This is a genomic window from Symbiobacterium ostreiconchae (assembly GCF_055396975.1).
This window is the reverse complement of the sequence record NZ_AP042454.1, coordinates 2,528,121-2,551,346: the sequence shown is the minus strand read 5'-3', so window position 1 is coordinate 2,551,346 and position 23,226 is coordinate 2,528,121. Positions and strand designations below refer to the sequence as shown.

Annotated in this window: 24 protein-coding genes; 7 read left to right on the top strand and 17 right to left on the bottom strand. The window is 68.5% G+C overall.

Translation table 11 applies throughout. The features are described 5' to 3' along the window. Positions 1-218: 218 nt before the first annotated feature. A complete protein-coding gene (locus ACZ5UM_RS12290) occupies positions 219-1,643 on the top strand; it encodes an SLC13 family permease (protein ID WP_464844489.1) in 1,425 nt (474 codons plus the stop codon). Between the two features lie 147 nt (positions 1,644-1,790). Here the strand turns inward: ACZ5UM_RS12290 and rpmF are convergent, their stop codons facing one another. From rpmF to ACZ5UM_RS12245, 9 genes are all read right to left on the bottom strand, one after another. Then, positions 1,791-1,985 carry a 50S ribosomal protein L32 gene (rpmF, locus tag ACZ5UM_RS12285; protein WP_464844487.1) on the bottom strand — a complete coding sequence of 65 codons (195 nt, stop codon included), beginning with the start codon at positions 1,983-1,985 and terminating at the stop codon, positions 1,791-1,793. A gap of 16 nt (positions 1,986-2,001) precedes the next feature. Next, a complete protein-coding gene (locus tag ACZ5UM_RS12280; RefSeq protein ID WP_464844486.1) occupies positions 2,002-2,553 on the bottom strand; it encodes a YceD family protein in 552 nt (183 codons plus the stop codon). 156 nt (positions 2,554-2,709) lie between these two features. Continuing rightward, the gene (locus ACZ5UM_RS12275) at positions 2,710-3,735 is read right to left on the bottom strand and encodes a YlbL family protein (protein ID WP_464848367.1); all 1,026 of its coding nucleotides are present in this window, start codon (positions 3,733-3,735) and stop codon (positions 2,710-2,712) included. Between the two features lie 26 nt (positions 3,736-3,761). Continuing rightward, positions 3,762-4,229 carry a hypothetical protein gene (locus ACZ5UM_RS12270; protein ID WP_464844484.1) on the bottom strand — a complete coding sequence of 156 codons (468 nt, stop codon included), beginning with the start codon at positions 4,227-4,229 and terminating at the stop codon, positions 3,762-3,764. Between the two features lie 18 nt (positions 4,230-4,247). Then, a complete protein-coding gene (coaD, locus tag ACZ5UM_RS12265) occupies positions 4,248-4,736 on the bottom strand; it encodes a pantetheine-phosphate adenylyltransferase (protein WP_464844483.1) in 489 nt (162 codons plus the stop codon). After that, complete coding sequence (rsmD, locus tag ACZ5UM_RS12260) at positions 4,733-5,305, bottom strand: 16S rRNA (guanine(966)-N(2))-methyltransferase RsmD (protein ID WP_464844481.1); 573 nt, start codon at positions 5,303-5,305, stop codon at positions 4,733-4,735. The genes coaD and rsmD overlap by 4 nt, the downstream gene beginning before the upstream one ends. A gap of 208 nt (positions 5,306-5,513) precedes the next feature. After that, positions 5,514-6,752, bottom strand: coding sequence for an S-layer homology domain-containing protein (locus ACZ5UM_RS12255; RefSeq protein ID WP_464844479.1), 1,239 nt, complete (start codon positions 6,750-6,752; stop codon positions 5,514-5,516). Positions 6,753-6,825: 73 nt separating this feature from the next. Then, complete coding sequence (locus ACZ5UM_RS12250; protein ID WP_464844477.1) at positions 6,826-7,869, bottom strand: DNA adenine methylase; 1,044 nt, start codon at positions 7,867-7,869, stop codon at positions 6,826-6,828. A 19-nt stretch (positions 7,870-7,888) separates the two neighbouring features. Beyond that, positions 7,889-8,782 carry a DNA methyltransferase gene (locus ACZ5UM_RS12245; RefSeq protein WP_464844476.1) on the bottom strand — a complete coding sequence of 298 codons (894 nt, stop codon included), beginning with the start codon at positions 8,780-8,782 and terminating at the stop codon, positions 7,889-7,891. Between the two features lie 165 nt (positions 8,783-8,947). Here ACZ5UM_RS12245 and gpr point away from each other — a divergent pair, with 165 nt between their 5' ends. After that, the gene (gene gpr / locus ACZ5UM_RS12240) at positions 8,948-9,919 is read left to right on the top strand and encodes a GPR endopeptidase (RefSeq protein WP_464844474.1); all 972 of its coding nucleotides are present in this window, start codon (positions 8,948-8,950) and stop codon (positions 9,917-9,919) included. A gap of 42 nt (positions 9,920-9,961) precedes the next feature. Here gpr and ACZ5UM_RS12235 read toward each other — a convergent pair whose 3' ends face one another. The 4 genes from ACZ5UM_RS12235 to ACZ5UM_RS12220 form a co-directional block, all read right to left on the bottom strand. Then, positions 9,962-10,243 carry a small, acid-soluble spore protein, alpha/beta type gene (locus ACZ5UM_RS12235; RefSeq protein WP_464844472.1) on the bottom strand — a complete coding sequence of 94 codons (282 nt, stop codon included), beginning with the start codon at positions 10,241-10,243 and terminating at the stop codon, positions 9,962-9,964. 38 nt (positions 10,244-10,281) lie between these two features. Beyond that, entirely contained in the window at positions 10,282-10,521 is a 240-nt protein-coding gene (locus ACZ5UM_RS12230) for a small, acid-soluble spore protein, alpha/beta type (RefSeq protein WP_464844470.1), read from the bottom strand. 54 nt (positions 10,522-10,575) lie between these two features. Next, positions 10,576-10,803, bottom strand: a complete 228-nt coding sequence (locus ACZ5UM_RS12225) for a small, acid-soluble spore protein, alpha/beta type (protein WP_464844469.1) — start codon at positions 10,801-10,803, stop codon at positions 10,576-10,578. Between the two features lie 360 nt (positions 10,804-11,163). Beyond that, complete coding sequence (locus tag ACZ5UM_RS12220; protein ID WP_464844468.1) at positions 11,164-11,730, bottom strand: hypothetical protein; 567 nt, start codon at positions 11,728-11,730, stop codon at positions 11,164-11,166. A 180-nt stretch (positions 11,731-11,910) separates the two neighbouring features. On the opposite strand from ACZ5UM_RS12220, the gene ACZ5UM_RS12215 reads away from it, so the two are divergent. After that, positions 11,911-12,099, top strand: a complete 189-nt coding sequence (locus ACZ5UM_RS12215) for a hypothetical protein (protein WP_464844467.1) — start codon at positions 11,911-11,913, stop codon at positions 12,097-12,099. A gap of 29 nt (positions 12,100-12,128) precedes the next feature. Here ACZ5UM_RS12215 and ACZ5UM_RS12210 read toward each other — a convergent pair whose 3' ends face one another. Both ACZ5UM_RS12210 and ACZ5UM_RS12205 read right to left on the bottom strand, forming a co-directional pair. Continuing rightward, positions 12,129-13,889 carry an ABC transporter ATP-binding protein gene (locus ACZ5UM_RS12210; protein WP_464844466.1) on the bottom strand — a complete coding sequence of 587 codons (1,761 nt, stop codon included), beginning with the start codon at positions 13,887-13,889 and terminating at the stop codon, positions 12,129-12,131. Further along, positions 13,889-15,637 carry an ABC transporter ATP-binding protein gene (locus ACZ5UM_RS12205; RefSeq protein WP_464844464.1) on the bottom strand — a complete coding sequence of 583 codons (1,749 nt, stop codon included), beginning with the start codon at positions 15,635-15,637 and terminating at the stop codon, positions 13,889-13,891. The genes ACZ5UM_RS12210 and ACZ5UM_RS12205 overlap by 1 nt, the downstream gene beginning before the upstream one ends. Positions 15,638-15,800: 163 nt before the next feature. On the opposite strand from ACZ5UM_RS12205, the gene ACZ5UM_RS12200 reads away from it, so the two are divergent. After that, complete coding sequence (locus ACZ5UM_RS12200; RefSeq protein ID WP_464844462.1) at positions 15,801-16,700, top strand: diaminopimelate dehydrogenase; 900 nt, start codon at positions 15,801-15,803, stop codon at positions 16,698-16,700. A gap of 135 nt (positions 16,701-16,835) precedes the next feature. Here ACZ5UM_RS12200 and ACZ5UM_RS12195 read toward each other — a convergent pair whose 3' ends face one another. Both ACZ5UM_RS12195 and ACZ5UM_RS12190 read right to left on the bottom strand, forming a co-directional pair. Next, on the bottom strand, positions 16,836-18,842 hold the full coding sequence (locus ACZ5UM_RS12195; RefSeq protein ID WP_464844460.1) for a methyl-accepting chemotaxis protein: 2,007 nt from the start codon (positions 18,840-18,842) through the stop codon (positions 16,836-16,838). 267 nt (positions 18,843-19,109) lie between these two features. Continuing rightward, the gene (locus ACZ5UM_RS12190) at positions 19,110-19,427 is read right to left on the bottom strand and encodes a hypothetical protein (RefSeq protein WP_464844458.1); all 318 of its coding nucleotides are present in this window, start codon (positions 19,425-19,427) and stop codon (positions 19,110-19,112) included. A 533-nt stretch (positions 19,428-19,960) separates the two neighbouring features. Here ACZ5UM_RS12190 and ACZ5UM_RS12185 point away from each other — a divergent pair. The 3 genes from ACZ5UM_RS12185 (at position 19,961) to ACZ5UM_RS12175 (ending at position 23,223) form a co-directional block, all read left to right on the top strand. Continuing rightward, positions 19,961-21,067, top strand: coding sequence for a LytTR family transcriptional regulator DNA-binding domain-containing protein (locus tag ACZ5UM_RS12185; protein WP_464844457.1), 1,107 nt, complete (start codon positions 19,961-19,963; stop codon positions 21,065-21,067). 129 nt (positions 21,068-21,196) lie between these two features. Further along, positions 21,197-22,186, top strand: coding sequence for a thiamine pyrophosphate-dependent dehydrogenase E1 component subunit alpha (locus tag ACZ5UM_RS12180; protein WP_464844455.1), 990 nt, complete (start codon positions 21,197-21,199; stop codon positions 22,184-22,186). Between the two features lie 17 nt (positions 22,187-22,203). Continuing rightward, entirely contained in the window at positions 22,204-23,223 is a 1,020-nt protein-coding gene (locus ACZ5UM_RS12175; protein ID WP_464844453.1) for an alpha-ketoacid dehydrogenase subunit beta, read from the top strand. Positions 23,224-23,226 lie beyond the last annotated feature (3 nt).

The following is a 23,226-nucleotide window of genomic DNA, read 5'->3' as shown; positions in this document are numbered from 1 at the left end:
CCCTCGTCCCCGCATCGACAAAGTGGGTTAGACCGGACGGCTGAGAGGCCCCCGGCCATCCCTGCGGCCTCGTCCGGTAGGCCAATTCCAGAATATGTTGCGGGCGTGCTACGCTGAGTATGGCAGGACGCACCGGTCGCAGTTCCGTTCCTGCCGAACCTTGCCGCAACCCAGCTCCTGGTCCCCGGCCAGATGCTCTCACATGAGGAGTGGATAGGATGGCTACGGCAACTGGCTCTCAGCCTGCGAAGAAGTCGTTCTTCAGCATGTACAAGCGGGAGATCGGAGCCGTTCTCGGGGTCCTCGTCGCCGCCATCGTCCTGTTGTCGCCCATCGAGGGGCTGAGCCCCGAAGGCAGGAAGTGCCTGGCCATCAGCTTGTTCGGCGTGGTCTGGTGGGCGATGGGCGTCCTGCAGCCTGGCTACACGGCGTTCCTGATGCTGGTCGCCTGGGTGCTCTTCGACACGGCGCCGGCGGAAGTCGTGTTCCAGATGTGGACCTCCCCGCTGGTCTACCTGGTCATCGGCGGCTACCTGATTGCCGCGGCCGTGAACGAGTCCGGGCTCGGCCGCCGGATCTCGTACGCGTTCATGGTCCGCTTCGTCTCCTCCTACCGCAGCGTCATCATCTCCGCCTACGTGATGGGCCTCCTGCTCAGCTTCCTGATCCCGCACCCCTTCCCCCGGTCGTTCCTGATCATGTCCCTCATGGTGGGGCTGATCAAGTCGGCAAACCTGCCGGCCAAGGATGCCGCGAACATCGGCCTGGCCGTGTTTGCGGGCTCGGCGCCGACGTCGATGTGGATTCTGACCGGCGACAGCCTGCTGAACGTCGTGGCCGGCACCGTGGGCGGGACCACCCTGAGCTGGCTGGGATGGTTCAAGTACATGAGCGTGCCCGGTCTCGCGGCTTCGGCCCTCACGTGCCTGACCCAGCTGCTGGTGTTTAAGCCCACGGTCCCATTCAAGGTGGACAAGGAGCAGCTGCGCGAGGAGGCCAGCAAGCTCGGCCCGATGAGCGCCAAGGAGAAGCGGACGCTGTTCTGGGTCGGCCTCGCGGTGCTGTTCTGGGCGACCGACGCCTTCCACGGCATCCATCCGGGCTGGATTGCCGCCCTGGCCGCTGTCGGCCTGGCCCTGCCCCGCATCGGCAACGTCATCACCCCGGCCACCTGGTCGTCGGTGCCGATGGGAACTCTGTTCTTCCTGATTGCGGCGATGGGCATCGGCAAGGTGGGCGAGTACACCGGCATGAACACCTGGGTCGCCAACCTCGTTCTGCCCGAAACGGCGCCGACCAACCCGTTCATCTTCGCGGCGCTGGTCACCGCGGTCGCCGTCTGTATCCACATGGTCCTGGGCAGCGTCCTGGCGGTGCTCAGCATCGTGGCGCCCACGATGATCACGTTCGCGCAGGCGGCGGGGTGGGACCCGCTGGTCGGCTCGCTCCTCTCCTACATCGCCATTCTGGGCCACTGGATCCTGCCGATGCACTCCATGAACGTCCTCGTGGGTGTGGGCGAATCCGGCGGGATGTACGACGACATGGACGCGGCAAGACTCGGTATCCCCGTCACGTTAGTGGTGTTCATCGTCAACATCCTGGTGGCCATCCCGTGGTGGATGCTGACCGGTCTGATCTAGACCCGGTCACCGTCCGGAAGCAGACGTCCCCGGGTCCGCCGGCAGGCGGACCCGGGGACGCGCCGCGACCCGGACGAACAGAGGCAGGATCCGCTCCTGCCTCTGCCTGATGCGCGATGGGATGATTGCGTACCGGCTGCCGCCCGGTTACTGGGCGGCCTCAGCCTCCTGCTGGATCACCGGCCGGCCCTGGTAGTAGCCGCAGTTGGGGCAGACCCGGTGAGGCAGCCTGGGCGACTTGCAGTTCGGGCACGGGCTCAGGTTCGGCGCCTCCAGGCGGTAGGTCTGGGCGCGCCGGGAATCCCGACGGGACTTGGACACCTTTCTCTTCGGAACCGCCATGCTGAATAACACCCCTTTAAGAATGGAAATCCGGCTTCCGGAGCAGCTCTTTCAGCACTGCCAGCCGGGGATCAACGCTCTCTTCCGCGCCGTCGCAGCCGCACGGCCCCTCGTTGAGGTCCTTGCCGCACCGGGGGCAGAGCCCCTTGCAGGCCTCGCTGCAGAGCGGCTTCATGGGCAGCGCCAGCAGGATGTGATCGCGGGCCACATCCGTCAGGTCCACCTCATCGCCGCTGTAGAACGAGACCGTCCGGCCGGACTCCTCGTTGTCCGCGTCCGCCGGCCCGCCCTCGCCGGGCTCCCGCTCCACGAACTCCTCGTCGAAGGCCACGGACAGCGGCTCTGTGTACTCCCGGAGGCACCGGCTGCAGACGAGCCGGGCCTGCCCCCGCAGTTCCGCCTTCAGCAGCAGGCGGTCCCCCAGGTTCCAGATCTCCGCCGTGCCGGTGAACGGGCGGTCAAACCTGACCGCCGCGCCGCCGAACTCGACCGACTCCAGGCTGACCGCGAGATCGGCCCGCTTCTGGGCGCCGACCTCCTGTTTGATGTCGGCCACATCGATGCGCACGGGAAACCACCTCAATCTCGGCCCCGCGGCCGGGCGTTCGGCGCGGGCACAAGCAGTATTATATCGACCGGAGCCTTTCCTTGTCAACGATTGCAAACCCATGAAAGGTCAGGTGGCGGCGCCCCCTCCGCATACTCTCTGCGAAACGGCGGCACGCTATCCGCCCGAGGCCGCCCGCAGCCACTCCAGCGCGTCGCGCACGTGGTCGACCGGCACCACCTGCACGCGCGTCGCCACGGCGGCGGCCTCTTCGTAGTTGCTGCGGGGGACGAACATGAGATCCGCCCCGGCGGCTTCCGCGGTGTACACCTTCTGCTGCACGCCCCCGATGCGCCCCACCCGTCCGTCCGGTTCGATGGTCCCGGTTCCGGCCACGACCAGGTCGGTCAGCCCGCCGGGGGTCAGCTGATCAATAATCTGCAGGGTGAACATCAGGCCGGCGGAGGGCCCGAAGATCGAGCCGGACCGGATCTCCACCGGCACGGCGTCGTCGTCGAACTCGAGCTCGTCCCGGATGGTGATGCCGAACACCGCCGTCCCCTCCCGGCCGGCCTCCTGCGACGCCCGGGTGGGCAGCGTCAGCGGCAGCTCCTCCCCGCCCCGCAGGACGGTCACCTCCACCGCCTCGCCCCCGGGAATCCCGGCCAGGAGGCTGCGCAGCGAGTCGGCGCCGGTCACCGGTTCGCCGCCCAGGGCGACGATGACGTCGCCCGCGTGCAGGATGCCGCGCACCGGGCTGTCGGCCAGCACGCCCACGACCCGGGCGCCGACAGAACGCACCCCCTCGCCGAAGCCCAGCTGCTGGAAGGCCACGGCGCGGGCGGTGCGCTGGCTGTCGCTCATCAGCTGCCGGTTCCAGTCCAGGTACTCGGCATAGCTCTCGAAGGCGCCCAGGTACTGCTCCTTGGTCTCCAGCACGGCCCGCCGGTCCACCTGGGCGTACAGGTACCAGAACAGGTTGGCGGGCTGCGTGTTGACGACCAGCAGGTACAGATGGCCCCTGTGCACGTCGCCGTTCTCCACCGCCACCAGCCGGCTGGTGTCGATCGCGGCTCCCGGGGCGGTCACGTAGTACTGCGTGGGCGTGTAGACCAGGATCGCGCCCACAACAGCAATGAGGCTCGACAGCACAAACAGCCGTCGAACCCACGCGTCAAGCTGGCGAAACCACAGGACGACCACCCGCAATGGGCTCCCCCCCTGGCCGGCTAGAGCTGGTTCTGCAGCTCCTCCCGGGCCTTGCGCACGGCGGCGACGGCCCGCTGCGTGTCCGCAGCCAGCCGCTCGAGCTCAGGCTGTGTGCGGGCAAACAGCTCATCCGCCCACTCCAGGGCGTTCTGGCGGATCTCGCGCGCCACGCGCTTGGCCTGGTCGATCAGCTCGTCGGCCTGCGACTGGGCCTCCTTGGTGACCGCAGCCTCGCTGGTCAGCTGCGCAGCGAGGGCCTTGGCCTCCCGCAGGATCTCCTCCGCCTGTTCCCGCGCCTCCGCGAGGATCGTCTCCCGGTCGCGGGCGACGCGGTTCGCTTCGCGGATTTCCTGGGGCACCACTTCGCGGAGTTCGTCCACCAGGGACAGCAGCTCATCCGGGTCCAGCAGGATCTTGCCGGTGAGGGGCACCCGGGTGGCCTGTTGGACCATCTCTTCCAGGCGGTCGATGAGGGCCATGATCTCCACGGCGCAAACCTCCCCGCGTCAGGGTTGAATGTGGCCGAACTTTTCCCGGAGCCGTTTCGCGGTGAACGGCGGCACCAGCCCCTCCGTCGGGCGGCCGAAGTAAGCCAGTTCCCGCACGATGCTCGAGGAGAGGTGTGCGTACTCGATGCGGCTCATGAAAAAGCAGGTCTCGATGTTCTCATCCAGCTGCCGGTTTACGGCGCCCATCTGCCATTCGTACTCGAAGTCCTGAATGGGCCGGAGTCCTTTTACGATGACCCGGCAGCCCTGCTGCCGGGCAAAGTCCACCAGGAGGCCGCCGGCGGCGGCCACGGTGACGTTGGGGATGTGCTTGGTGGCCTCCCGCAGCATCTCCAGCCGCTCCTCCACCGTAAAGAGCGGCGCCTTGCGCGGGTTGGTGAGCACGGCCACGACCACTTCGTCAAACGTACGGGCGGCGCGCTCGATGATGTCGATGTGTCCGAGCGTCACGGGATCGAAGCTCCCGGGACAGATGGCCTTGGTCACGAATTCTGCCCCCCGGCGTCTCGGGCCACAGCCCGATAAATCGATATCACGGTCTCACCGAACACTACTTCCCTGAACCTGTACAGACCTCCTGCCGCGGCGGGAACCGGGTCTTTGGCGTGGTGCTCGCAGATCACCCAGCCGCCTTCCGCCAGGACCCCGCGGGCATCGATCAGCTCGAGCACCTCGGGCACCAGCTGCTGGCCGTAGGGCGGGTCGACGAAAATCAGGTCGAACCGGCGGCCGCGGTTGCCCAGGTCGGCCAGCGCCGCCCGGGCATCCCGGCGGATCAGCTCCGCCCGCGCACCGAGTCCTGTCGTCTGCAGGTTTTCCGCGACCACCCTGAGGTGGGCGGTGTGGAGTTCGACAAAAACGCAGGTGCGGGCGCCGCGGCTCAGCGCCTCGATGCCCACACTGCCCGATCCGGCGAAGAGGTCGAGGAAATCGGCGTCCACCACGCGCGGCCCGATGATGTTGAACAGCGATTCTTTCACCCGGTCGCTGGTGGGCCTGACGGCGCGGTTCTTCACCGTCTTCAGCGGACGCCCTTTCGCCGATCCTGTGATCACACGCACAGCGACTCACCTTCCGCTCATTTTCCCCGAAATGGCCCCGATCATCCTGTATAGCGGCGTGCAGCGCGGGCATCCTAACGATCAGTGAGAGCCGATGCCGAGTTGAGCGGTAATCACCCCACAGGATGGGCTCTTTCTCCGTTCCGTTTCCTCTCCCACTTCTCCTCTCTGAGCGGCCGCATGGCCGCTCCTTTTCTGCTCCTTACGGGAGAATCCAGACCGTGCGCGGCTGGATGCCGAAGGTGTTGGCCCTGCTCGGGGAGACCCAGTCGAACAGATCGATCTTGTCCCCCTTGACCGCGCCGCCGGTGTCCAGCGCCACGGCGTACCCATACCCCTCCACGTACAGCAGCGTGCCCAGCGCGATCTCGTCCGGGTCCACGGCGACGGCCCCGTGGCGCACGGTGACTCCCGTGCGGGTCGTCCAGCCCACGCCCGGCTCGCCCACCGTGTACTTGGTGGCCCGCATCGGGCGGGCTTCCACGTAGACGATCTCACGGCCGTCCATATACGCGGTCGGCAGGCCGGCCGTATCCAGCAGCACGCGGCCCACCAGGACCGCCGCCTCGGCCCGGGTCACCTGGCTGCCGGGCCGCAGCGTGCCGTCCCCGAATCCCCGGACCAGCCCCAGGTCGATGGCCAGGGCCATCGCCTTGCGGTGTGCATAGGCGATCTGCCCGTGGTCGCTGAACTGCCGCAGCGTGGACGTCACCTCGTCCCACGGCCGCTGCTCGGCCGTCCAGCGCTTTCCGGTGACCCGGATGAGGGCGCTGGCCACCTCCTGCCGGGTGATGGCCCCCTCCGGGTCGAAGTACTCGTCGGGATCGAGGTCCGTCGTGTCCGTCACCGGCTCGAGAATGGCCAGCCGGTAGGCCAGTTCCACGTACGGGGCGTACCAGGTCCAGCACTGCGCATCCCGGAAGATCCCGGCGCAGTGACCGGCCGGGTCCAGCCGCCGCGCGGTCAGCAGCATCTTCAGAAACTCGGCCCGGGACACGGGGGCATCGGGGCGGAACTGCCCCTGCGGATCGCCGTGGATCACCCCGGCCTCCACCAGCCGCGCCACCTCGGGGTACGCCCAGTGCTCCGGCGACAGATCGGCGAAAAGGGGCGCCTCGGCGTCGTCTGCCATCGTTTCGCCGGTGTCGGCCTCATCCGCCAAGGGCTCGTCCGCCTCGGCGTCGTCTGTCATCGTCTCGCCGGTGTCGGCATCGTCCGCCAGGGGCTCGTCCGCCCCGGTGGCGCCTTCCGTGGTCTCGTCCGCCGCGGTTGCGCCCGCCGCCGGCTCGGAATCCGCGTCGGGAAGCTGCTGCAGTGGGGTTTGCGTTGAGGGCTTCACGACCGGCACCGTCTCCTCAGCCCCCAGGGCGAGAGCGGGCGCCGCACTGCTGCTGACCAGCAGCAGCGTGGTCGCGACAGCGGTGATCCATCTCCTGGACATGGCTTCCTCCTTCATCCTGGGTCGGATGAAGGAGGAATTCCACATGCAACCCCATGATCCTTCTAGAGTTGTATTATCGCACCACTCGGCAGTAGAACAGCCGCTCCACGATGGGCCGGCGACCGGAGCGGCCCGCGCCGTTGCCGAAGATCGCGTAGCGCTGCTCGAACAGCTCCACCGGCCCGCGCCGCTCCAGCGCGGCCCAGATCACCTCGTCCGGGATGATTCCTTCATTGTTATAGGAGAGCACGATGTGGCGCGCCCGGGCCCGTTCGATCAGCCGGGTCAGGTGCACCCCCGCCGTGGTCCGCCGGGAGTAGGCGGACTTCAGGTCGTCCCGGGCGAACTTGCGGGTCTTGCCGTACAGGCGCGGCTTCTCCCACCGGGCGATGTTCTCCAGCACGTGGTAGTTGTCGATGTACTGCCGCCCGTTGTACGGCGGATCCAGGTAGAGCACGTCCGCCTCCATCGCGTCGATCAGGTGGTCGGCGTCACCGCACCAGACCCGGTTCACCTCCGACTCCACCACCTGCGGCAGGCCCAGCTCCAGCGGCTTGTAGACGGTCGCGTCCACCAGGTGCGTGCCGTCCTCGGCGTAGGGCGCCGCGCCCAGGTGTTTCAGGAAGGCGTCGTACTGGCCGCAGGTGTTGGCCACCTTGTCGGCGGCGTAGATCAGGCTGGTGAGCAGCACCGCCTCCTCCTGCTCGCCGATCACCTGCTCCGCCCGCCAGCGGGCGATGCGCTCCCGGATCGCGTCGATGCGGCCGGCGTTCTCGGGTGTGAAGTAGGTGCCGCCGTACTCGCGCCAGCAGTAGCCCTGCTCCGGCGGCAGCGCGTTCAGCCGCTCGAGCAGGTCGGCGATCCGGTCCCAGCGGACCTCGCCGGGGCGGCCGCCCAGAAAGCAGCGGGCCGCGATGTAGTTGTGGTAGAGATTGTCGGCCGCCGTGACCGCCAGGCCCTTGGCCGCGAAGTAGTAGGCCACCGCCGCCGAGCCGGTGAACGGGTCCGCGAGGGACCGGGCCTCCGGCGCCCGCTCCGCCACCACCCGCCCGATGAACGGCAGCAGGTTCTGCTTGCTGCCGATGTACTTGCGGTTCTGCACCCACAGCGGCTTCACCGCGCCCCTCCTCCGCCCCTCATTCCTTCCGCAGCACCAGGATGTTCTGGTGGACCATCGACGGGATGAACTCGTACCGGTAACCGTAGACGTGGAGCTTCTTGGACACGTCGTACCAGATCAGGTTGGCCTTCAGCACGAGCCCCAGCGACTCCAGCAGCGCGGCCAGCTCGGCCGACAGCATGTGGTAGCGGCCCGAGTGGTACATGTCGCCGATAAAGACCACCATGTACCGCTTCTGCCTGAGGAGCCGCCGGGCCGCCGCGAACACGGTCCGCATCGTGTCCAGCCACTCTTCCTTGCCGGCCATCCCGGTGACCTCGGTCTCCGCCCCGTCCGGCGTGAAGGGAGAGAGCTTGGACCGGCGAGGCTCCACGGCCGGGCCACCGGCCCGCTTGAACTTCCCCTTCGACCGGCGCCGCCGGTCCATGTTCCAGTAGGGCACATCCGTCAGCACCAGGTCGAAGGATGCCTCGTCGAACCCGTCCAGGACCGAGCGGCTGTCGCCGCAGACGGCCTCCTGCGCCTCCAGCCCCTCCAGGCGGCAGACCTCCCGGTAGATTTCGATCCAGCGGGGGTTGATCTCCACGCCGACCGCCCGCCTGCCGGAGATGCTCGCCCCGATCAGGGTGCCGCCCACGCCCATGAACGGATCCAGGACCCGTTCGCCGGCCTTGGTGAACGTGCGGATCAGGTCTGCGCACAGCTCCGGCGGCTTCTGGCCGCCGTGCTGGCTGCGCAGCGCAAACTGAAAGGAAGGCGGGTAGCTCTTGTTGATGACCGACCGGGTGGCGAAGACCCACTCCTTCCCCGTCAGGTCGTTCAGCCGGTTGTCGGTGTGGTAGATGCCCCGCTCCCCCATGTCGATGTGGTGGGGCTTCAGCCCCTTCTCCCCCGTGGTCGTCGCGGCCACCCCCCCTGAAGCCCGTGCTGCCTACTACTATATCCGAACCAATGCACAGGGTAAAGAAATCCGGGCGCCGTGCCGCAGAGCCGGGCGACCGGAAGGTATGGGCAGCCATTGCGCAGGAGAAAATAGCCGCAGGTGCTGTGACCCACCGAATCAGGAGGGAAAGATGTGCAGGCACGGGATGATCTGAGCCCCTTTACCGACCTGGCTCTGGAAGCCACCACCGCCCTGCGCGGGGACGCGAAACGGGAGCTGCCCGGCGTCGTGATGCACGAGCAGCGGTACGACGTGGCCACCGTCTCCTGGGTGCAGGTGCTGGAGGGCGTTGGTGAGCAGACCATCGGCAAGCCGGCCGGCAACTACGTGACCATCGACGCGCCCCAGCTCCGCCGGCGGAACCGGGAGCTGCAGGAGCAGGTGGGTAAGATCCTGGTGGAGCAGCTGGGCAAGCTGTTCACCCTGAAGGAGAACGACACGGTCCTGGTGGTGGGCCTGGGGAACTGGAACGCGACGCCCGACGCCCTGGGGCCGCGGGTCGTCGAGAAGCTGATGGTCACCCGCCACCTGCGCGAGTTCGTGCCCGCAGACGTGGCCGGCGGCCTCAGGGCCGTGGCGGCGATCGCCCCCGGCGTGCTGGGCACCACGGGCATCGAGACAGCCGAGGTGATCCTGGGCATCGTGGAGCGGATCAAACCGGCGGTGGTGATCTGCATCGACGCCCTGGCCGCGCGGTCTGTGGAACGCATCGGCACCACCATCCAGATCGCCGACACGGGCATCGCCCCCGGCGGAGGCATCGGCAACAAGCGGCAGGCCCTCAACCGGGAGACCCTCGGCGTCGAGGTGATCGCCATCGGCGTGCCGACGGTCGTGCACGCGACGACGATCGTCCAGGACGCCTTCGAGGCCGTGGCCCAGAGCTTCGCGGGCACCAAGCCCTTCTTCCAGCTGTTCAACTCCCGGGAGGAGCGGCAGAAGCTGCTCAGCGAGGTGCTGTCACCGACGGTGGGCGAGCTGGTCGTGACCCCCAAGGAGATCGACGAGCTCACCGAGGACATGGCCAAGCTGATCGCCGGCAGCCTGAATGCCGTGCTTCACACCAGCATCACCGCCCAGGACCTGCTCCGCTACATCAACTAAGAAGGAGGCAGGAACGGTCCCCCGCTCCTGCCTCCGGTACCCCTAGAACTGACCGGTGGTGCCCGTGGTGCCGCCAGCCAGCTGCTGCTCGGCCAGGGCGATCATCTTCTTCACCATGTACCCGCCGACCGAGCCGTTCACCCGGCTGGGCAGGTCGCCCTTGTACTGCTGCGCGTAGTTGTGGATGCCCAGCTCCGCAGCGGCCTGCTGCTTCAGCTGCTCCATGGCAGCCCGGGCCCGGGCAACGACGAGCTGGTTGCTGCTGCCGCCGCCGCTCTGCGAACCCGTCTGACCGGTGGTACCCGTTCCGAACACGTTGGCCATGCTGACTGCTCCTCCTTCACCGTGCTGCGAAAGCGTCGTTACCGGATCGTGGTGGTCGTGGTGGTGCCGCCGCCAGCCAGCTGCTGCTCAGCCAGGGCGATCATCTTCTTCACCATGTACCCGCCGACCGAGCCGTTCACCCGGCTGGGCAGGTCGCCCTTGTACTGCTGGGCGTAGTTCTGGATGCCGAGCTCCGCCGCGGTCTCGTTCTTCATCTGCTCCAGCGCGGCGCGGGCCTGGGAGACCAGAATGGAGTTGCTGCTCTGATTGTTGGCCATGAAACTCTCCTCCTTGTGCATGATCAGGTGGTTGATGAAACCGGATACCGGACGCTACCGGATCGTCGTGGTGCCGGTGCCGCCCGCCAGCTGCTGCTCGGCCAGGGCGATCATCTTCTTCACCATGTACCCGCCGACCGAGCCGTTCACCCGGCTGGGCAGGTCGCCCTTGTACTGCTGGGCGTAGTTCTGGATGCCGAGCTCCGCCGCGGTCTCGTTCTTCATCTGCTCGAGTGCGGCACGGGCCTGTGCAACGAGAATCGAGTTATTGTTCCCTGGCATCGTTCTTAGCCTCCTGTTATGTCGTTGCCTGTAATCTGCATCGAACCGGTCAACCTCATGCAAGGAATCTGTTGCCAGAGGCGCGCCGTCGCGCTGCTGCCGGCCTGATCGCATCGACCGTCAGCCGCGGTCGCACGGGGAAGGGGGAACCCCTGCGCACGCGCAGACGCCGCAGCGGCGGGCTTTCCCGCCGCTGCGGCGTCTCATCCGCGCGCCTCTTCAGCCGCCGCGCCGTGCTGCGGCGCGACCATGTGGCGCCAGTCTTTCCACTCGTTCCCTTTGACGGGCGCTCCTGTGGTCCCGGTCACGAGAAGGGCTCGCGCCCTGCACGCCGGCGCGACCCTGCACCTGGCCCTGGCGCTACGGATTCCACAGATTGCACATGCCGCCCCGGCCCATCCGGTTCCTGCCCCATCCGTTGCCGGGGCGGAACCAGCCGTCAGCCGGGTCATCGGCGTCAACCCCGCCAGCGGCTGCAGCGCCGGCCCCACCACCGCTGCCCGTGCCGCCCGGCCAGGCCCGGCCGCCGTTCACGGGGCCCGGATTGCCCAACGGGCACGTCCAGTCCCCGAGGTCAACGTCTGCCAGGAGCGACAGCAGTTCTTCTGCAGCCTCCGCGGGGATGCGCGTGCCCGCGAACCGCTGCACCTGGTGCACGAAAGCGACCAAGTTGCCCTGGGTCAGCTTCGCTTTCAGGTTCTGAAGCTGGCCCGGATGCATCTGGTCCGCCCACTTGTCCAGCACCTGGAGGATCTGCGCCTCCCGCGCGTCGGTGAGCATGACCTGCGCCGCTGCGCTGTCGGAAGCCGCGGCGCCGGCATCATCAGCCGCCATCACCACAGGGGCCGCGACCGCGATCGCCAGAGCGAGTGCGGCCGCAAGGACGATCCTCCGGAACGCAGGGAAGGGCAGTCGTTTGCAAGCCATGGGCGGATCCCCTCCTGTGATCCTTAGTCACTAAAAGGTTTCGATGCATACATTTTCGTTCTTGGGGGTACCTGGCAGATCTTACCCAACTCCCTGCACACCTCGGGGTAGGTTAACATAACATAGCCACCGGCGGCCGCCTCCGGGGCGTGCCGACCATCGTGCGAGGGAGAGATGCACGTGGCAAGCAGGAGCGTTCTGCGCCAGCTGCGGCAGCTGTTCCGCCTCGTCCGCCGGCTCGACCGGGCGGGCGTCTCCGAGAACCTCATCCTGGCAGTGGTCTTCTTCGCTCTCTCGCGCGACGACCAGGGGTCCCTTTCCGGGCTGTTCGGGGAGGATGACCGCTGGGACGACGACGATGACGACTAGACGGCAGAGGGGCGGGGTCTCCCCCGCCCCTATTCATTCATCCGGGCCTGCCAGAGCGCCCGCATCTCCTCCGACCGGGCCAGCAGTTCGTCCAGGGTCCCGCGGTCGATCACCCGCCCGTCCTTCAGCAGGATGATCTGGTCGGCCCGGCGCAGGGCAACCTCCCGGTGGCTGACCACCAGGCAGGTGACGTCCGGCTTCCGGAACAGCCGCTCCCACAGCTTCTGCTCCGTTTCGACGTCCAGGGCGCTGGAGAGGTCGTCGAGGATGAGCAGCTCAGGCTTCCGCAGGAACATGCGGGCCGCGGCCGTGCGCTGGATCTGCCCGCCGGAAAGCCGCACACCCCGCGCGCCGACGCGGGTCTCCAGCCCGTCCTCCATCGCGGCCAGGTCCCGCTCCAGCACCGCGTCGTACACCGCCGCCGCCACCTCCGCCTCCGTGGCATCCAGGCCCATCCGGATGTTCTCGGCCACCGTGCCGCTGAACAGCACGGGCACCTGCGGCGTCGCGGCGCAGCGCGGGGGCACCATGAACGCGCCCGGATCCTGCACCGGCTCGCCGTTCCAGTAGACCGTCCCCACCTGGGCGGGCAGGAGGCCGGTCAGCACCCGCAGGAGCGTCGTCTTGCCGGAGCCCACCCGGCCGGCGATCACCGTGAAGCTGCCCCGGGGAATCGTGAGGCTCACGCCCTCGATGCCCCGGCCGCTGTCCGGGTAGCGGTAGGTCAGCCCCTCCGCCCGCAGCTCCCGCAAGGGCGCAGCCGGCGGGGGCGGCGGCTCGGCCGGCGCCGGCACCGGCCCCCGCAGGCGGATCTCCGACCGCTTGAGCAGACGCGCCGGCGGCGCCCCCTGCATCAGGGTCAGCATCCGGTCCTTCGCCACGCCCGTCTGCCGGTACAGCGCGAGCCAGCGTCCGGCGAAGTGGGTGAAGTCCGCGACATAGCCCAGGTAGTACACGAACAGGGCGAACTCGCCCACGCTGAACTGGCCGCTGGCCATGGTGCGGGCCCCCAGGAGCAGGATGAGGCCGGTGCCCACCGACGAGGCGTTCAGGGCGATGGACTCCAGCACCTGCGTGAGCAGCCGGTCGGCCACCATCGCCTCCCGGCGCTCGTCGTTCAGCCGGCGCAGGTAGTCGATCACCCGCGCCTCGGCCCCGGCCACCTGCACCGCCTGCACCGAGCCGAACAGTTCGGCGATCAGCCCGGTGACCCGGGCCGTGGCCTCCCGGCTCCGGCGCCGGTTGTGCAGGATCCGCCGGCCCACCGCCCGGGTCACCACCAGCACCAGGGCGAGGGGCAGAAAGACCAGCACCGTCAGGCGCGCGTCGATGCGGAGCAGCATCGACAGGGCCACCACGGCGAAGGTGGTCTGACCCACCACGTCCACCAGGAAGTCCGCCGTCTCCTCGGCCTGGAGCACGTCGTCCCGCAGCCGGTTCAGGGCCTCGCCCGGCGATTCGGGCAGGGCCGCGGCCCCGGGCAGCTCCAGGATGCGCTCCAGGATGTTGTAGCGCAGCAGGTTCGCCATGGACTCCCGGCCCGTGACCGAGGCCAGGAAGCCCGCGGCCAGGGCGGCGAAGCGCGCCAGCGCCGCGGCCACCAGCAAGGCGACGATGGACCACGGGTCGAGCCCCACCGGCGCCGCCCCGGTGAGCCGGTCGAAGAATGCCTGGGTGAGGAGGCCGGGCAGCACCGGCAGCAGGTAGGCCGCGGTGAAGAACACGACGGTGGCCAGGTAGACCCAGGGGCGGTAGGTGATCAGGCCCCAGACAAAGCGCCAGGTGGACATCAGACCAGCACCTCCTCCAGCCCCGCCCGGAGCAGGCGGGAAAAGCGGGAGTCCGGATCAGCCGCCAGCTCCGCCCTCGGGCCGTGCTCCACCGCGCGCCCGTCCTCCAGGATCAGGATGGTGTCGGCCCGCTCCACGGTCGCCAGCCGGTGGGCGATGATGATCCCCGTGCGCCCCTCCAGCAGCCGGTCCACGGCCCGCTCGACCAGCGCCTCGGTGGCGGGGTCCAGCCGGGACGAGGCCTCGTCCAGGATCACCAGGCCCGGATCGGCCAGGAAGACCCGGGCCATGGCCAGGAGCTGCGCCTCGCCCGCGGACAGGCCGCCGCCGCCCGACTCCAGCGGCGTGTCCAGCCCCTGGGGCAGCGCCTGCAGCCACGGCCCCAGGCCCAGCTGCTCCAGCACGGCCAGCAGCTGCTCGTCGCTGATGTCCCGGGAGAAGAAGGTCAGGTTGTCGCGCACCGTTCCGGCGAACAGCTGCACATCCTGGGTCACGAACCCCACACGCGCCCGGACGCCGGCCACGGTCGCCTCCCGCAAGTCGACGCCGCCCAGGCGCACCGCGCCCTCGTCCGGGTCGTAGAAGCGCAGCAGCAGCCGGGCCAGGGTCGACTTGCCGCTGCCGGTGCGGCCCAGGAGCCCCACCACCTCCCCGGGCTGCACCCGCAGATCCAGGTCCTTCAGCACCGGAGCCCCGGGCTCATAGGCAAAGGAGACCCCCACTAGCTCCACGGAGAGGGGGCCCGGCGGCAGCGGCTGCCCCGGACCGTCCGGCACCCGGGTGCGCTGGGCGAACAGCTCCTCCACCCGGTCCACCGCCGCCCCGGCCCGCTGGAGCTCCTGCAGATGGGCGCGGATCTGCTCGATGGGGCGGCGGAGCAGCTCCGTGTAGTGGAACAGCAGGTACACCGTGCCCACGGTCACCAGGCCCCGGCTGTAGAGCCAGGCCCCGACCCCGAGGGAGAGCGCCGCGCCCAGCGCGAACGTCACAATGGACGAGCCCCACATGAGGCAGAACATCATGCTGGCCGCCAGGTTGTTCCGGTAGAAGTCCTGCACCAGCAGCAGGAAGCGGTGCAGCGCGTGGCTCCTGGCCCCGCTGGCCCGGATCGCCTCCGTGCCCGAGAGCACCTCGCCCAGGTAGCCGTAGAACTCGGCGGATGCCTGACGCTGCCGGGTCCAGACGGGGACGGAGAGCTCCTGGATCTTCCCCAGCAGCCACACCGTGAAGCCGGCAAAGAGCGTGAGCGCCGCGCCGGCCCGCCAGTCCTCCAGGAACAGGAGCACCAGGATGCCCGCCATGAGCACGAGGTTGGCCAGGACGCCGATGAACAGCTGCGAGAAGAACTGCGACAGGGCCGTGACGTCGCCGTCGATGCGCTCCACCATCTCCCCCGGCGTCCGGCGCTTGTGAAAGCCGAGGTCCAGCCGCAGACAGTGTTCGGCCAGGTCTGCCCGCAGTTCGTTGGTGGCCCGCCACGAGACCACCTCGCTCAGGTACCGTGCGAGCACCGTCACCACCTGCACGGCGAAGGCCACGCCGATGAACAGAAGGGCCAGGACCACCAGGGAAGGTCCGCCGGAGACCTCCCCGGCCGCCGTGTCCAGGAACCGGCGCAGAATCTGCGGGTTGATCAGCTGCAGTCCGATGCCGATGACCAACAGCAGCGCGAGCCATGCCATCTGTGTCCACTGGGGCCTGAGGTAGTGCACCAGCAGCTGCAGGTACCGGCGGACCGGGATGTTCATGACAACACTCCCCCTGCCTGGTCACTAACGGAGAGAATTCGCCGGACCTTTTCAATTACCTGTCTTGTGCGCTGATTTGCGCCCAGAGGTAGATGCGGCTGGTAGAACCCCCGCCGGAACGGTAGAATGACTCTAGTCCGTTTCGAGGAGGCGGTTCTGAAGTATGAGCAAGCTGCGTGTGGCCGTGGTCGGCTACGGGAACGTGGGCCGCTGTGCCGTGGAAGCCGTGCAGGCCGCACCCGACATGGAGCTGGCCGGCGTGGTCCGCCGGAAGGTGCTGGCCGCCACCCCGCCGGAGCTGACCGGGGTGAAGGTGGTCTCGGACATTGCGGAGCTGGACGGCGTGCAGGGGGCGGTGCTCTGCGTGCCGACCCGGTCGGTGCCCCGGTATGCGGAGGAGATCCTGGCCAGGGGAATTCACACCGTGGACAGCTACGACATCCACGGCGACCTGGCCGACCTGCGCCGCCGGCTCGACCCCGTTGCCCGGGAGCACGGAGCCGTCGCGGTGATCTCGGCCGGCTGGGATCCGGGCACCGACTCGATGATCCGGGGCATGCTGGAGTTCATGGCGCCCAGGGGCATCACCTACACCAACTTCGGCCCGGGCATGTCGATGGGCCACTCGGTGGCGGTAAAGGCGATCCCCGGCGTGCGGGACGCGCTGTCGATGACCATCCCGGCCGGCATGGGCGTGCACCGGCGCGCGGTCTACGTCGAGCTGGAGCCGGGCGCCGACTTCGCGGCGGTGGAGCAGGCGATCAAGGCCGACCCGTACTTCGTCCGGGACGAAACCCGGGTGACGCAGGTGGAGTCGGTCAGCCAGCTGGTGGACGTCGGCCACGGCGTCGTCATGGAGCGCAAGGGCGTCTCCGGGGCCACCCACAACCAGCAGTTCCGGTTCGAGATGCGCATCAACAACCCGGCCCTCACGGCCCAGGTGATGGTCGCCGCGCTTCGGGCCGCGGCCCGGCAGAAGCCCGGGTGCTATACCATGATCGAGATTCCGGTCGTCGACTTCCTGCCGGGCGACCGGGAGACGTGGATCCGGAAGCTGGTGTAACCGGCCGCCGGAAAGCCGGGCGGGGCGCGCCCCAGCGCCGCCGCCGACGAAGCGCCGTCCTGAAAGGACACGAGAGCGGTCTCGCCACAGCGGGCGAGACCGCCTTCGCTTCATGGGGAATGGCGCACGCTCCGCCTATGCGGGCTGCACCTGCACCGCCTGATCCTCCGGGATCTCCCGGTCCCGCTCCGCCTGCAGCAGCAGCCGGAAGCGGCTCACCTCCGCGGAGGCGGCCTCCGCGATGCCCGCGAGCTCCGAGGCCGAGGCCGCCAGCTCCTCGGTGGCCGCGGCGTTGGACTCGGCGATGCTGGAGAGGCGACGGGCGTGCTCGCCGATCTGCTGCATGGTGGCCCCCTGCTCCTCGATGGCCGCGGCGATGCGCGCCAGCAGTTCGTGGCTCTCCCGGGCCGCCTGCTCGATGCGGTCCATCTCGCTGCTCACCGCCGCCACGCTCTCCGCCGCCCGCTGGGCCTCCTCCACCGCCTGCTTCACCAGGAGGTCGATCTCCCGGGCCGACTTGCTGGAGTTGTCAGCGAGGTGGCCCACCTCCTGGGCGACCACCGCAAAGCCCTTGCCGTGCTCGCCCGCCCTGGCCGCCTCGATCGCGGCGTTCAGCGAGAGCAGGTTCGTCTGGGATGCGATCTCCTCGATGACGCTGGTGAACTTGCTGATCTGCTCGCTGCTGGCGGCGATGGCCTGCACAATCGAGACCATCTTCTCCATCGCCGCGCGGCTGCTCCGGACGATGTTCACCGTCTCGCTGGACTTCCCGCTGGCCGACTCCGCGTCGTCGGCCAGGCTGGCGATCGTGGCCCCCGACTCCTGGACGGCACGGGTCACTTCCTCCACGGTGATCATCTGCTCCTCGGCGCCGGACGCGATCTGCGCCGCCGCCTTGCTGTTCTCCTCTGCGGCGGAGGCCACGTGCGTCGCGTGATTCTGCAGGTTCCGGAGCGTTTCGGACAGCGCCGCGAGCGCCTCGTTGTACTGGCTGGCCAGCACGGCCAGATCGCCGCGGGCCTCGTGGCTCAGGGTCCGGGTAAGGTCGCCGTCCGCCAGCGCCCGCACCGAGTCCACCATCTCCTTCAGCAGGGCCGCCAGGCGGGCCGCGGCCGTGGCCGCCTTCTCCTGGGCCTCCCGGAATCGCCCCTCGCCCGTGATGGGCCGCTGGTGCACGTCCAGCTGCCCGTCCGCCAGCGCGTCCAGCTGCGCGTTCAGCGCCGCGATCGTCGACTCAATCGACTCGGCCATGCGGTTGGCCGACTCCTTGATGCGGCCCAGCTCGCCCGGCAGGGTCACGGTGATGCGGCGGCCGAACTCGCCCCGCATCAGCCCGTCCAGCATCTGGCTGGTGTCGGACAGGGCGATCTCCACCCCGTCCAGGGCCAGGTTGATGGAGCGCGCGATCTGGGCGTAGCGGGAGCGGCCGGGCAGGTCGATGCGGGCCGTCAGGTCGCCGCGCTCAAACGCCTGCGCCACCTTGGCCAGCGCTTCGAGCGGCTCGGTCTGCCACCGGTAGAGCAGCATGGCCACGAGCGCGCCCCCGATGCCGCCCACGCCGGCGATGAGCCACAGCACCACGGGCGGGAGGCCGATGGTGCCGGAGACCGCCATGCCCACCGCGATGAGGGCCGGCCACGCCAGCATCAGCGCCAGCTGCCCGGAGACACCCAGGCGCTCTCCCCAGCTCTCCCTGCGGCGCAGGCTGCCCAGCGTGTCCAGCAGCCCTTCCTCGCCGCTGTTCATCCGCCGGTACAGCTCCTCCGCCTCCCGGATCTCCTCGCGGGTGGGCTTGCGCCGCACCGAGCGGTAGCCGACGATCTTCCCGTCGACCACCACCGGGGAGACGAAGGCCTTGACCCAGTAATGGTCGCCGTTCTTACAGCGGTTCTTGACGATGCCCACCCAGCGCTGACCGGCCTGGATCGTATCCCACATGTCCTTGAAGGCCGCGCGGGGCATGTCGGGGTGGCGCACGATGTTGTGGGGCTTGCCGATCAGTTCCTCGGCTGTGTAGCCGGAAACGGCGCAGAAAGAGGCGTTGGCAGTGGTGATGATCCCGCGCAGGTCCGTCTCCGAGATCAAACGCTCTTCGGCGGGGTAGTCGTGTTCCACCTGGGTTACCGGGATGTTCCGCTTCATCGATCTGCCCTCCTTCCGAAACGGTGATCAGAGTGTACACTGTTCAAACGTCAAAATGTTACTAAGTCGTTACCGGAAGGTTGCCACAGGCCCACATGACCCGACAATAACGCTTTCTGCCCATGTTGGGTGAGCCCGACACCTGAAAAAATGCAGCCCGCTATAGGGTGTTGAACGAATCGACGTCTAGCGACTTGAAAAAAGGGACCGGAGGATCTGCGTTCACCCTCCGGTCCTCGCCCTATGGTCCCTTATCCTCCTCATGACTCAGCCCATCATGGCCACCAGACCCGTCATGGCCAGCACAGCGCCGCCCAGGGAAGCCAGGAGGCCGCTGGCGAGCCGGGAGACCGCCGGGAACTGGTCGCTCTCGCCCCGCACGTAGGCGGCCACCGTCGTCTGCTCCCCCAGCAGCGCGTGGCCGGCCCCGGCCAGCACCAGCGATCCGCCCATGGCCAGCAGCTGCCAGGCGGGCCATAAGTGCGGCGCAACCATGCGCAAAGCAAGCGTGATCGCGAGCCCCACGAATCCGGCCACCATCCCCCACCGGAGCCACCGGTCGTGGGCCTGCCCCCACCGATACAAGCGTGCCCTCCACCAAAGCCGCTGGGTCAAGCCCTATCCCCCCAAGAAGGGCCGTTTATGACCATCATAACAGGGGCTTCTGTTGCATGGCAAGGGCGAACAAACGAATTTATTTTGTTTGTGTGGTCACAAGCTGCGGGGGGGCGTCAAAGCTCTTGCAGCCGCAGCCTCAGGCCGCGCAGACTGCACAGGCTGCAACCCAGCCAGGGTTGCCCGGCTATGCGGTAAAAAGAACACGCCCTGCCTGGCCCGGCAGGGGTTCGCCTGACGATCAAGAAATGTTGATCGGACAGCGACAACTGGGAAAGGATGGGTCTGTGCTCGCTGAGGAGGGGTGGTCCATGCTCCCGCATCACACCGCTTCCACCGCAGGCAAACAGTCCGTTGATGTCGCGCGACAGGCATTCCTCGCCGGAGAAACGAGCGAACTTCCCGGCCTCCGCCCGGAGGTGCGATCCGCCTGGGTCCGCTCCAGAGCGGCCGGGGTCGACCCGGAGCTGAAGCAGGTTCCCGTACTCCTGGAGGGGCCGGAGTTGCACGAATACCAACGAACCCACGACATCTACCGCGCCGGACGCCAGGCCGCCCGGGCTGCGGCAGCCCTGCTCGAGAACACCGGATGCGCCATCGTCCTGACCGATGCAGCGGGGCTCGTGCTCTACACCGGCGGTGACCGGTCCATGCTCCGCCACGCCGAACGGGTCGGTAGCCTGCCGGGGGCCTCGTGGCGGGAGGACCTGGTCGGCAACAACGCGGTCGGGACTTCGCTGGTCGTCCGGCGGCCCGTCCAGTTCTGCGCAGCGGAGCACTGGTCGGCGGGCTGGATCGACTGGGCCTGTTTCGCCGCCCCCATTCACGCCTCTTCGGGCGGGACCGTGCTGGGGACGGTCGCCCTGGTGACGCGCAGCAGTCAGGTCGACGAGGCGATGCTCCCCTGGGTGACCGAGGTGGCCGGGACCCTCGCCGCACAGGTCGGTCAGATGCACGCCGCCCGGGTCGCCCTGCTGCAGGCCAGAGCAGCCCAGCTGCAGCACTGGTTCCCGGACAGCGGCCTGCTGGCCGTGACGCATCAGGGACGCGTGGTCTGGACGGCCGGACCCGTGCCCCCCGGCCTGCCGGAGCTCCTGGCCCGGGAGCGGTTCCCGGCCAAGTGGGGCGACCGGCCGGAAGAGCGGGAGTTCGCACTCGCCGACGGCACCCGGTGCCTGGCGATTCCGCTGCACCAGGGCGCCGAAGTGCTGGGCCACCTGGTCATCGTACCGGCCCGATCCGAACCGGACCTCGCACCGCACACGCCGCCTGGCCTGCACAAGATCATCGCCTGGCGCGACGGCCGGGCCGTGCTTTTCGATCCGCGGGACGTGCTGGCCCTCTCCGCCGAGGACGGCCGCGTCCACATCCTCACCGACTCCGGCCGGTGGCCCACGCCGTACCGCTCCGTCCGCGAGGTCGCCCGGCAGCTCCCCGACGGTACCTTCTTCCAGACCGACCGGGGCACCCTGGTCAACCTGAGCCGCGTGCGGGAGATCCACCCGATGTTCAACCGCACCGCCACCCTGATCATGGCCGACCGCCACCGCACAGCCATCCCCGTCTCGCGCCGCCGCACGGCGGCGCTGCGGCGCCTCCTCCGGTTCTGACCGTTCAGACCGGCTTTCGTACCGCTCACCGCACCGCCGGGCCCGGTAAGGGCCCGGCCATTCTATTCCGTACCTTGCGGCAGATACCATGGAATCTGGAGCCAGTCTCATGCGAAGGAGGTACGAGCCGTGAACATCCCGAGGTCAACCCTGCTCCAGATGTACCGGGACATGGTGACGATCCGCCGGTACGAGGAGACGATGGCCGAGGCCTACCTGGAAGGCAAGCAGCCCGTGTTCAACATCGCGGCCGGGCCCGTGCCGGGTGAGATGCACCTCGCGGCGGGCCAGGAACCGGTGGCCGTCGGCGTCTGTGCCCACCTGAACAAGGACGACGCCATCGCCGGCACACACCGCCCCCATCACTTCGCGATCGCCAAGGGCGTGGACCTGAAGCGCATGACCGCGGAGATCTTCGGCAAGGTCACCGGACTGGGTCGGGGCAAGGGCGGCCACATGCACCTGTTCGACACCGACGCCCACTTCTCGTGCAGCGGGATCGTCGGGGCGGGCATCCCCCAGGCGACGGGCATGGCCCTGGCCTTCAAGAAGCGGAATGAACCGCGGGTGGCCGTCGCCTTCTTCGGCGAGGGCGCCGCCAACCAGGGCTCCTTCCACGAATCGCTGAACCTGGCGGCGCTCTGGAAGCTGCCGGTGATCTTCGTGGTGGAGGACAACGCCTACGCCATCTCCGTGCCCAAGAAGGTATCCACTGCCATCGCCTCCAACGCCGACCGGGCAGCGGCGTACGGCATTCCGGGGATCTACGTCGGCGAGAACGATGCGATCGCCGTGTACGAGGCGGCCGGCGAGGCCGTCGCCCGGGCCCGGCGGGGCGAAGGGCCTACCCTCATCGAGGTGAAGACCGACCGGTACTTCGGCCACTTCCAGGGCGATCCCGAGGTCTACCGCCCCAAGGATGAGGTGGCCACCCTCCGCAGGAACGACCCCATCGACCGGATGCGGAAGTATCTGAAGGAAAACGGCATCTGCACCGACGAGGAGATCGCCGCCCTGGAGGCCGAGGCGCAGCGGCGGGTCGACGAGGCCTTCGCCTTCGCCCGCGAGTCGCCCTATCCGGACCCGTCTGAGGCGCTGCTACACGTCTTTGCCGAATAGGAAAGGGGGAAGCTCACATGACCGTTCAGACTGCGCGCAAGCTCACCATGGCCCGGGCGATCTCCGAGGCCATCGCTCAGGAGATGGAGCGGGATCCCAGCGTCTTCGTCATGGGTGAGGATATCGGCGTCTACGGCGGCATCTTCAGCGCGACGACCGGACTGCTGGAGAAGTTCGGGCCCGAACGGGTGATGGACACCCCCATCTCGGAGACCGCCTTCGTGGGCGCCGCGCTGGGGGCCGCGGCGGAAGGGATGCGCCCCATCGCCGAGATCATGTTCATCGACTTCGCCGGCGTCTGCCTCGACCAGATCTTCAACCACATCGCCAAGAACACGTACATGTCCGGCGGAAGCGTCAAGATGCCGCTGGTCCTGATGGCCGGCGCCGGGGGCGGATACTGCGACGCGGCGCAGCACTCCCAGTGCCTCTGGGGCATGTTCGCGCACCTGCCCGGCCTGAAGGTCGTGGTGCCCAGCACCCCCTACGACGCCAAGGGGCTGATGATCTCGGCCATCCGCGACGACAGCCCCGTGCTCTACATCTTCCACAAGGGGCTCATGGGCCTGGGCTGGATGACCCTGGTGAAGGACGCCACCGGTCCCGTGCCGGAGGAGCCCTACACGGTTCCCATCGGCAAGGCCGACATCAAGCGGGAGGGGACCGACGTCACCATCGTATCGGTCTCCATGGGCGTCTACCAGTCGCTGCTGGCCGCCGAGGAGCTGGCGAAGGAGGGCATCTCGGCGGAGGTCCTCGACCTGCGCTCCCTGGTGCCCCTGGACCGGGACGCCATCGTCGAGTCCGTGAAGAAGACCCACCGGCTGCTGGTGGTGGACGAGGACTACCTGAGCTACGGCATGACGGGCGAGGTGGCGGCCACGGTGGCCGAGCGGGCCCTGGAGTACCTGGACGCGCCCGTGAAGCGGCTGGCCGTGCCCGACGTGCCCATTCCCTTCTCCCGGCCGCTGGAGCAGGCCGTGCTGCCCGATGCGCCCAAGATCGTCGCCGCCGTCAGGGAGCTGATGGCATCGTGAGGA

Coding starts and splice junctions, on each gene's coding strand:
- ACZ5UM_RS12195 (WP_464844460.1), bottom strand. CDS start 18,842: ATGAAGCGGAACATCCCGGTAACCCAGGTGGAACACGACTACCCCGCC.
- ACZ5UM_RS12175 (WP_464844453.1), top strand. CDS start 22,204: ATGACCGTTCAGACTGCGCGCAAGCTCACCATGGCCCGGGCGATCTCC.
- ACZ5UM_RS12200 (WP_464844462.1), top strand. CDS start 15,801: ATGAGCAAGCTGCGTGTGGCCGTGGTCGGCTACGGGAACGTGGGCCGC.
- ACZ5UM_RS12235 (WP_464844472.1), bottom strand. CDS start 10,243: ATGGCCAACGTGTTCGGAACGGGTACCACCGGTCAGACGGGTTCGCAG.
- ACZ5UM_RS12210 (WP_464844466.1), bottom strand. CDS start 13,889: ATGTCCACCTGGCGCTTTGTCTGGGGCCTGATCACCTACCGCCCCTGG.
- ACZ5UM_RS12205 (WP_464844464.1), bottom strand. CDS start 15,637: ATGAACATCCCGGTCCGCCGGTACCTGCAGCTGCTGGTGCACTACCTC.
- ACZ5UM_RS12220 (WP_464844468.1), bottom strand. CDS start 11,730: ATGGCTTGCAAACGACTGCCCTTCCCTGCGTTCCGGAGGATCGTCCTT.
- ACZ5UM_RS12225 (WP_464844469.1), bottom strand. CDS start 10,803: ATGCCAGGGAACAATAACTCGATTCTCGTTGCACAGGCCCGTGCCGCA.
- ACZ5UM_RS12230 (WP_464844470.1), bottom strand. CDS start 10,521: ATGGCCAACAATCAGAGCAGCAACTCCATTCTGGTCTCCCAGGCCCGC.
- ACZ5UM_RS12290 (WP_464844489.1), top strand. CDS start 219: ATGGCTACGGCAACTGGCTCTCAGCCTGCGAAGAAGTCGTTCTTCAGC.
- ACZ5UM_RS12255 (WP_464844479.1), bottom strand. CDS start 6,752: ATGTCCAGGAGATGGATCACCGCTGTCGCGACCACGCTGCTGCTGGTC.
- rpmF (WP_464844487.1), bottom strand. CDS start 1,985: ATGGCGGTTCCGAAGAGAAAGGTGTCCAAGTCCCGTCGGGATTCCCGG.